The sequence below is a fragment of the Saccharomonospora sp. genome, assembly GCF_027317685.1.
Classification (GTDB): Bacteria; Actinomycetota; Actinomycetes; order Mycobacteriales; family Pseudonocardiaceae; genus Saccharomonospora.
Map to the genome: position 1 here is coordinate 1 of NZ_DAHVQP010000048.1, position 8194 is coordinate 8194.

Annotated in this window: 8 protein-coding genes and 1 pseudogene; 5 read left to right on the forward strand and 4 right to left on the reverse strand. The window is 69.1% G+C overall.

All coding sequences use genetic code 11. The features are described from left to right. A partial coding sequence (locus M7H19_RS06275; protein ID WP_277068427.1) for an ATP-dependent Clp protease adaptor ClpS occupies window positions 1-139 on the reverse strand: 139 nt, incomplete at its 3' end. Window positions 140-303: 164 nt separating this feature from the next. Between M7H19_RS06275 and M7H19_RS06280 the strand changes: the two genes are divergently transcribed. The 5 genes from M7H19_RS06280 to M7H19_RS06300 all read left to right on the forward strand — a co-directional run bounded on the left by M7H19_RS06280 (window position 304) and on the right by M7H19_RS06300 (window position 5708). After that, a complete protein-coding gene (locus tag M7H19_RS06280) occupies window positions 304-1599 on the forward strand; it encodes a nicotinate phosphoribosyltransferase (protein WP_298178140.1) in 1296 nt (431 codons plus the stop codon). A gap of 45 nt (window positions 1600-1644) precedes the next feature. After that, on the forward strand, window positions 1645-2226 hold the full coding sequence (locus M7H19_RS06285; RefSeq protein ID WP_298178142.1) for a nicotinamidase: 582 nt from the start codon (window positions 1645-1647) through the stop codon (window positions 2224-2226). Further along, a complete protein-coding gene (locus M7H19_RS06290; RefSeq protein WP_298178144.1) occupies window positions 2223-3158 on the forward strand; it encodes a sugar kinase in 936 nt (311 codons plus the stop codon). Before M7H19_RS06285 ends, M7H19_RS06290 begins: the two co-directional genes overlap by 4 nt. Before the next feature lie 102 nt (window positions 3159-3260). Beyond that, window positions 3261-5315 carry an ATP-dependent DNA helicase gene (locus M7H19_RS06295; RefSeq protein WP_298178146.1) on the forward strand — a complete coding sequence of 685 codons (2055 nt, stop codon included), beginning with the start codon at window positions 3261-3263 and terminating at the stop codon, window positions 5313-5315. 57 nt (window positions 5316-5372) lie between these two features. Then, window positions 5373-5708, forward strand: coding sequence for a hypothetical protein (locus M7H19_RS06300; protein WP_298178148.1), 336 nt, complete (start codon window positions 5373-5375; stop codon window positions 5706-5708). Window positions 5709-5733: 25 nt separating this feature from the next. Here the strand turns inward: M7H19_RS06300 and M7H19_RS06305 are convergent, their stop codons facing one another. From M7H19_RS06305 to M7H19_RS06315, 3 genes and pseudogenes are all read right to left on the reverse strand, one after another. Beyond that, window positions 5734-6516, reverse strand: a complete 783-nt coding sequence (locus M7H19_RS06305) for an aminoacyl-tRNA hydrolase (RefSeq protein WP_298178150.1) — start codon at window positions 6514-6516, stop codon at window positions 5734-5736. Beyond that, on the reverse strand, window positions 6513-7742 hold the full coding sequence (serB, locus tag M7H19_RS06310; protein ID WP_298178152.1) for a phosphoserine phosphatase SerB: 1230 nt from the start codon (window positions 7740-7742) through the stop codon (window positions 6513-6515). The genes M7H19_RS06305 and serB overlap by 4 nt, the downstream gene beginning before the upstream one ends. Window positions 7743-7794: 52 nt before the next feature. Beyond that, window positions 7795-8194, reverse strand: a pseudogene (locus M7H19_RS06315) (cytochrome ubiquinol oxidase subunit I); the annotation flags it as partial.

The following is an 8194-nucleotide window of genomic DNA, read 5'->3' on the forward strand; positions in this document are numbered from 1 at the left end:
ATCCGAAGATCTTCTGGAACACGTACGTCACGTAGGACATGAGGTTGACCGGGTCGTTCCACACAATCGTCTGCCACGGTCGGTCCTCGGAGCCCACATCGGCACCGAGTGCTTCTTCGGCCTCGACGGGTGTGGTCATACAACCATGGTGTCACGGGCGGCCGGGACGCCATGCCACCAGGTCGGCCACGCGGGTGAGTACCCGACGGGACTCCTCACCGGGGCCTGCGGCGATGAGCTCGCATCACTGCCCCGGAAGGGCGGATCCCCACCCGCGAGCCGCTTAGCGAATAATCTCTCGGCATGTCCTCCACGGCGAGCGGGAGCAGCACCGCGCTGCTCACCGACCATTACGAACTCACGATGCTGGCCAGTGCACTCCGCGATGGGACGGCCGAGCGCGACTGCGTGTTCGAGGTGTTCGCGCGGAGGCTTCCCTCGGGTCGACGGTACGGCGTGGTCGCGGGCACCCAGCGGGTCCTCGACGCCATCGCGGACTTCCGTTTCACCGACGCCGAACTCGCGCAACTGGAGCAGACGGCCGTCGTCGACTCGACCACACTCGACTGGCTCGCCGACTATCGCTTCTCCGGCGACGTCGACGGCTACCCCGAGGGCGAGCTGTACTTCCCCGGCTCCCCCATCCTCACCGTACGCGGCACCTTTGCCGAAAGCGTCCTGCTCGAAACCCTGGTGCTGTCGATCCTCAACTACGACAGCGCCGTCGCCTCCGCCGCCGCGCGGATGTCGGCCGCGGCCAACGGGCGTCCCATCATCGAGATGGGCGGCCGCCGCGCCCACGAGTACGCCGCCGTCGCCGCTGCCCGCGCCGCCTACCTCGCCGGGTTCGCCACCACCTCCAACCTCGAAGCGGGTCGCCGCTACGGCATTCCCACGCGAGGCACCGTCGCGCACGCGTTCATGCTGCTGCACGACACCGAGGAAGCCGCGTTCCGCGCCCAGGTCGACAACATGGGCACCGACACCACCCTGCTGGTGGACACCTACGACATCACCCGCGGCATCGAGACCGCCGTGCGCGTGGCGGGGCCGGAACTCGGCGCCATCCGCATCGACTCCGGTGACCTCGGCGTCCTCGCCCGGCAGGCCCGGGAGCAGCTCGACGCACTCGGGGCCAAGGACACCCGCATCGTCGTCTCCGGGGATCTCGACGAACACGCCATCGCCGCGCTGCGCGCCGAACCCGTGGACGCCTACGGCGTCGGCACCTCCGTCGTGACCGGCTCCGGCGCCCCCACCGCGGGCATGGTCTACAAACTGGTCGAAGTGAACGGAAGGGCCGTGGCGAAACGCAGCGAGGACAAGGCCTCCCGCGGTGGCCGCAAGGCCGCACTCCGCCGCCACAAACCGACCGGGACTGCACTGGAGGAGATCGTCTACCCGATCGACAACCCACCGGAGCCGGCCGAGCACGACAAACAGCTCCACATCCCGCTGATGCGTGCTGGACAACCGGTGGACGACCTGCCCACCCTTGAGGACGCAAGGCAACGGCTGCGCCACGGACTGGTGAGCCTTCCGTGGGAAGGACTGAAGTTGTCGAGCGGCGACCCCGCCATCCCCACGACCTTCTTGTAGCCCTTGTAGCCGACACGTGGGCTCACAGTCGATCTGGAGGTGAACATGGCTACCGCGCTGATCGTGGTGGACGTGCAAAACGACTTCTGCGAAGGAGGGTCGCTCGCGGTCACCGGAGGGGCCGAGGTCGCCGAGGCCATCTCGACCTACCTGCGAGACGGCTCCGGCGCCACGTACGACCACGTCGTCGCCACACGCGACCACCACATCGATCCGGGTGAGCACTTCAGCGACGACCCCGACTTCGTGCGCTCGTGGCCGCGGCACTGCGTCGCCGACACACCGGGTGCGAGTTTCCACCCGCGGTTGGACATCTCCCCGATCACGGCGGTGTTCTCCAAGGGGCAGTACAGCCACGGTTACTCCGGCTTCGAGGGCGAGACCGATTCGGGCGAACAGCTCGCCGATTGGCTCGCCTCCCGGAACGTGACGGAGGTGGACGTCGTCGGCATCGCCACCGACCACTGTGTGCGGGCGACCGCGCTCGACGCCAAGCGCAACGGGCTCACGGTTCGTGTCCTCGCCGACCTCACGGCGGGCGTCTTACGGTCCACGGTGGACAAAGCGCTGGCCGAACTGCACGAGGCGGGCGTGACCGTGGTCGGAACCCCGAAGGTCGCTTCGTGACCGGTACGGGGCTGCTGACCTTCGGTGAGGCGCTCGCGGTGTTCAGCACCCCGGCGGGGAAGCTACGGCACGCGAGATCCGTCGACGTCGGTATCGCGGGGTCCGAAGCCATGGTCGCCATCGGTGTGGCCCGGCTGGGCGCGCCGGCGGCCTGGGCCGGCCGACTCGGTGCCGACGAACCCGGCGCGTTGGTGCTGCTGCGCCTGCGTGAGGAAGGGGTGGACACCTCGGCGGTACGCACGGACCGGCAGGCGCCCACCGGGCTGATGCTCAAAGACTTCCGCAACGCGGATGTCACCCGCTCGGCCTACTACCGCCACGGCAGCGCGGGGACGAGGCTGTGTCCGGAGGACATCCCCGAGGACCGCATCCGCGCGGCCGGTGTGCTCCACCTCAGCGGCCTCACCCCCGGCCTGTCCGACTCGGCGGCAAAGGCCGCGTTCGCCGCGGCCGAGATCGCCAACGACGAGGGCGTCCCCGTGTCGATCGACATCGACTACAGCCACGCACTCTGGTACCCGGAGGACGCCGCGGACATCCTCTACGACCTCGTGTCGCTGTGCGACATCGTGTTCGCCGGAGACGACGCGGCGCGGCTGCTGGGACTCGACGGCGACCCGCAGGAGCTCGCCGCGGGCCTGGCCGAGCTGGGACCGGACCAGGTGATCGTGGAACTCGGTCCGCGTGGCGCGGTGGCCGAACTGCACGGCTCTCGATACGACGTGCCGAACTATCCCGTGCGGTCGGTGGACACGGAGGGCGCCGACGACGCCTTCGTCGCGGGCTATCTCGCCGAGTTCCTGGCGGGGGCGTCACCGGACCGGAGGCTGCGTACCGCCGCCGCGTGCCGCGCCTTCGCCCTCACCGTCCCGGGCGAGTCCACGGGTCTCCCCGACCGCGAGGAACTGAAGGTCCTCACCCGCCTCCGTTGATCCCCGGCGTGTCCGCAGCCTGTGCAGCCGTGTCCGCAGCCTGCGTAGCCGTGTCCGCAGTCTGTGTAGCCGTGAACCGGCTCGGGGGTAACGTCTCGGGTCGTGACCGGTGCCCCTTCGGACCTGCCCAGTGTCCGCGAACTCCTCTCCCACGCCGTCGAAGCGGTGGGCGGTACCGAGCGTGAAGGCCAACTACGCATGGCCGACGCCGTGGACCGCGCCATCCGCACGGGCGAACACCTCGCCGTGCAAGCGGGCACGGGCACCGGAAAGTCACTCGCCTACCTGGTCCCGGCCATCCGTCACGCCGTGGCCTCCGAAACCACCGTGGTGGTCTCGACCGCGACGATCGCGCTGCAACGCCAGCTCGTCGACCGCGACCTTCCTCGACTGGCCAAGGCACTGAAGAAACCACTCGGCGTGGAGCCGACGTTCGCGATCCTCAAGGGCAGGCGCAACTACTTGTGTCTGCATCGCGTGCACTCCGGTCCCGAAGACGAACCCGAGGACACCTCCCTGTTCGACCCGTTCGCCGTCTCACGCGTGGGTCGTGAGGTCAAGCGCCTGCACGAGTGGTCGTCCGACACCGAGACGGGTGATCGTGACGAGCTGGTCCCGGGTGTGTCCGAGCAGGCATGGCGACAGGTCTCGGTGACCGCGAAGGAATGTCTCGGCGCGACCCGCTGTCCCGTCGGCGACGACTGCTTCGCCGAACTCGCCCGCGCGGAGGCGGGCAGAGCCAACATCGTGGTCACCAACCACGCGCTGTTGGCCATCGACGCGTTGCAGGACTACCAGGTGTTGCCCGAGCACGACGTCACGATCATCGACGAGGCGCACGAGTTGGTGGACCGGGTGACGTCGACGGCCACGGCCGACCTGTCGCCCACCATGGTGTCCACGGCGACACGGCGGTGCGGCAGGCTCATCGACTCAGAGATCGCCGACCGGCTGTTGGAGGCCGGTGAGGGCCTGTCCCTGATACTGGAGGACGTGCCGCCGGGCCGACTCGACGTCCTGCCGGAAGCACTGGGTGGAGCGCTCGCCGCCGTGCGGGACGCAGCGCATGCCTGTCTCACCGCGCTCGGCTCCGACCGCAGGGAGTCCCCCGAGGAAGCCACCAAACGCAAGCTCGCTCGGTCGGCGCTCGACGACGTGCACGACACCGCCGTGCGGTTGCTGGAGGCGTTCGAGGAAAATGCCGCCGACCGTCGCGACGTGGTGTGGCGCTCGGGCGATCGACAGTCGACGAACCCGAGGCCACCCGCCCTGCACGTCGCGCCGCTCGGTGTCGGAGGGCTGCTGCGCGAACGGATCTTCGGGACGACCACGACCGTGCTCACCTCGGCGACGCTCGCGCTCGGCGGCACGTTCGACACGATGGCCCGCCAGTGGGGCCTGCCCCCGACTTCGCCACACGCCGAGCGGGCACAGGGCACCGCTACGGAGAAACCACCACCGGCGGAGGACGACACAGGGCCACGGTGGAACGGGTTGGACGTCGGATCGCCGTTCGACTACCGTCGCAACGGCATCCTGTACGTCGCGGGGCATCTGCCCCGCCCGGGTCGTGACGGGCTCGGCCAGGCGGCGTTGGACGAGATCGCGGAGCTGATCGACGCGGCGGGCGGTCGCGCCCTCGGGTTGTTCTCGTCCATGCGGGCTGCCAAGCAGGCCACCGAAGAGCTGCGTGACCGACTCGCGTATCCGATTCTGTGTCAGGGCGAGGATTCGACGTCGCTACTGGTCAACAAGTTCGCCGAGGACCCACGCACGTGTCTGTTCGGCACCCTGTCGCTGTGGCAGGGAGTGGACGTTCCGGGTCCGTCGCTGTCGCTCGTCATCGTGGACCGCCTGCCATTCCCCCGCCCCGACGATCCGGTGGCCTCGGCACGGCAGCGCGTGGTGGAAGCGCGCGGCGGCAACGGTTTCCTCACCGTGGCCGCCACTCACGCCGCGCTGCTGTTGGCCCAAGGCGTGGGCAGGTTGCACCGTGCAAGCAGTGACAAGGGCGTGGTGGCGGTGCTGGATTCCCGACTCGCCACAGCCCGGTACGGCGGGTTCCTGCGTGCCTCGCTGCCCCCGCTGTGGCCGACGCAGCGGGCCGATGTCGTCCGCGACGCGCTACGGCGGCTCGACGCCACTGCCCCGGCCTGAACCGTCGGCGGCTAGGGACTACGGTGGACGCCGACCCGAAACTCGAGGGAGATCTAGTTGCCCGCCGATTCGTCCAGCGCCCGTTCTCGTTCCGTCAGTGTCGACGACACGGGTGTCCGTCGTCTGCTGGCTGACGGCACCGAAGAGTCCGTGACCTGGTCCGATCTGTCCGCCGTCGTCGTGAGAGTGATTCCCGAGGGGCCGTGGAAGGAGGACGTCTTCCTCATGTTGGCGGCCTCCGACGGCACTGGCACGGCCGTGCCCAGCGGTGATCCGGCCGCCGATGCCCTGATCGAACGCTTACAGACGTTGCCCGGTTTCGATCACGACACGTTCGTGGAGGCCATGACCACCGACGCCGACAAGGCCTACGTGGTGTGGAAGGCGAACTGACCGGTCGGCCGGTCGGAGCGCAGATTCAGGACCAGCGGGCCAGCACGGTGACGGTGCCCGGCTCGACCTCGGTGAATCCGGCGTCGCGTACGGCCACCAGACCGTGTTCAGTCCACGCCCGTCGGGGATCCGCCACCGCGGCCACCCCTTCGTCCCAGAAACCACTGTCGGCGACCCGCACCGCGCAACGGTAACCGTGGGCTGCCCATTCGGCGAGCGCCGAAGCGTCGAGCAGTGCCGCGAGCAGCATCGTGGCGTGCCCGACCTGCGCGGCCGCCTTGCCCGCCGACATCGGGACCTCGGGGTTCAGCAGCAACACGGGCAGGCCGTCCGGAGCCGGCCCCGGGTCGTCAGCCGGCAGGTCACTGCCGGAGATCTGAAGCCGCGCCACCTCGCGGGGAAGGTCGCCGACCCGGCAGGGCACGAGCGCTCGGGCCTGCGCACCGTCCACGTCGACGGTCACACCCGGCAGGTGCTGCACCGCCTCCCAGTGCGCACCCCTCGCGCGACGCGCCACCTTGCGGATGTGGCCCGACGTCCACGTGTGCAGCGGTTCGTACCAAGCACCGCCCGGGCGGGCCTCGTCGTCGAGGCACACGGAAAGAGCGGCACCGGCGGCGGCTTCCAGCAGCGGGGTCCGCGCCGGCGGATGTGTCTTCTCCATGCGCAGCACCACGGGCATCGCCCAGACCTGTTCGGGCGGTACGTCACGTTCCGCGGCCCGTTCAGCGGACAATCCGAGCCACCACGCGTAACGCGCCGCCACCGGAGCCAGGACCGATTCGCGGGCGCTGTCGGGAGCCATCATGGCCGGACGAGCGGCAGTCCGTCCGCGACGTCGGCCGCCTCCACCTCCGCGCGGGTGACACCGAGCATGAACAGCACCGCGTCGAGATAGGGGTACGACAGTGCCGCGTCGGCCACTTCCCGCAGGGCCGGTTTGGCGTTGAACGCGATGCCCATGCCCGCGGCGGTGAGCATGTCGATGTCGTTGGCCCCGTCCCCGACGGCCACGCACTGAGCCAGCGGAATGCCGTAGCCGGCGGCGTACCGTTTGAGGGTCTCCGCCTTGCCCGCCCTGTCGACGACCTCGCCCACGATCCGGCCGGTGAGGACTCCGTCCACCACTTCCAGTTCGTTGGCGACCGCGAAGTCGAGTCCCAATTCTGTGGCGAGTCCCTCGATGATGCGGGTGAACCCTCCGGAGACCACACCGCAGCGGAAACCGAGCCGCTTCAACGTCCGCACCGTGGTGCGGGCACCGGGTGTGAGCTCGATCCGTGCGGCGACCTCGTCGAGCACCGACTCGGGCAGCCCCTTGAGCAACGCCACCCGGCGCGTCAGCGACTCGCTGAAGTTCAACTCGCCGCGCATGGCCGCGTCGGTGATCTCGCGTACCTCGGGCTCGACCCCGGCGTGCGCGGCGAGCATCTCGATGACCTCACCCTGGATGAGGGTCGAGTCGACGTCGAACACCACGAGACGCTTGGCCCGCCGCGACAGCCCGGCGCGTTCGATCGAAACGTCCAGTCCACCCCGTGCACCGACGTCGGCGAGCATAGTGCGCAACTCGCTGTCGGCCTCGGGGGTGTCCTCTGCCACCGAGACGTAGAGCTCCAGGCCGGTGACGGGGTAATCGGCGATGCTCCGGATCGTGTCGATGTTCGCACCGACCTCCGCGAGCCTGCGCGCCACCTGGGTGAACGCGCGCGCCGTCACCGGCCTGCCGAGCAACACCAGAACGTGTGTGGACCCGCGTTGCGCGGGTGCGAACGGATCGGAACCGATGGCCGACCCGATCCGCACATCCACGTTCATCGACACCGTGGCCATGGCCTGCTCGACTTTCTCCTGCAGGCCCTCCGGATCGTCCTCGACGGTCACGAGCACGCCGAGGACGAGCTGTCCGCGGATCACGACCTGCTCGATGTCGAGGACCTCGACACCCCGCTGGGTCAGGGCCGCGAACAGCACCGAGGACACCCCGGGTTTGTCCGGCCCCGTCGTGGTGATCAGGACGGGGGTGGGACTCACTGTGCCTCCCTCGGCTTCGTTACCCGTGGCTAGGACTCCCCTCTCACTGCCCTCACTGCTCGCTTGCGTTGTCCTTGTCCCGATCACCCGGCATCGCAGCCGAGGTGATGAGCTCGGACGGTGCGTCCACAGCGTCCTTACGCGGCAACGGCTTACCGGTGAAGGTCGTGTAGCCCTCAGTACGCAGCCGCTCGACCATGTGCGGGTAGTGCAGCTCGAACGCGGGCCGCTCCGAACGGATCTTGGGCAGCTCGGTGAAGTTGTGCCGCGGCGGCGGGCAGCTGGTGGCCCACTCCAGCGAGTTGCCGTAGCCCCACGGGTCGTCCACGGTGACGATCTCACCGTAGCGGTAGCTCTTGAAGACGTTCCAGATGAACGGCAGCGTGGACGCACCCAGGATGTAGGCGCCGATCGTGGAGATCACGTTCAGCGTGGTGAACCCGTCGCTGGCG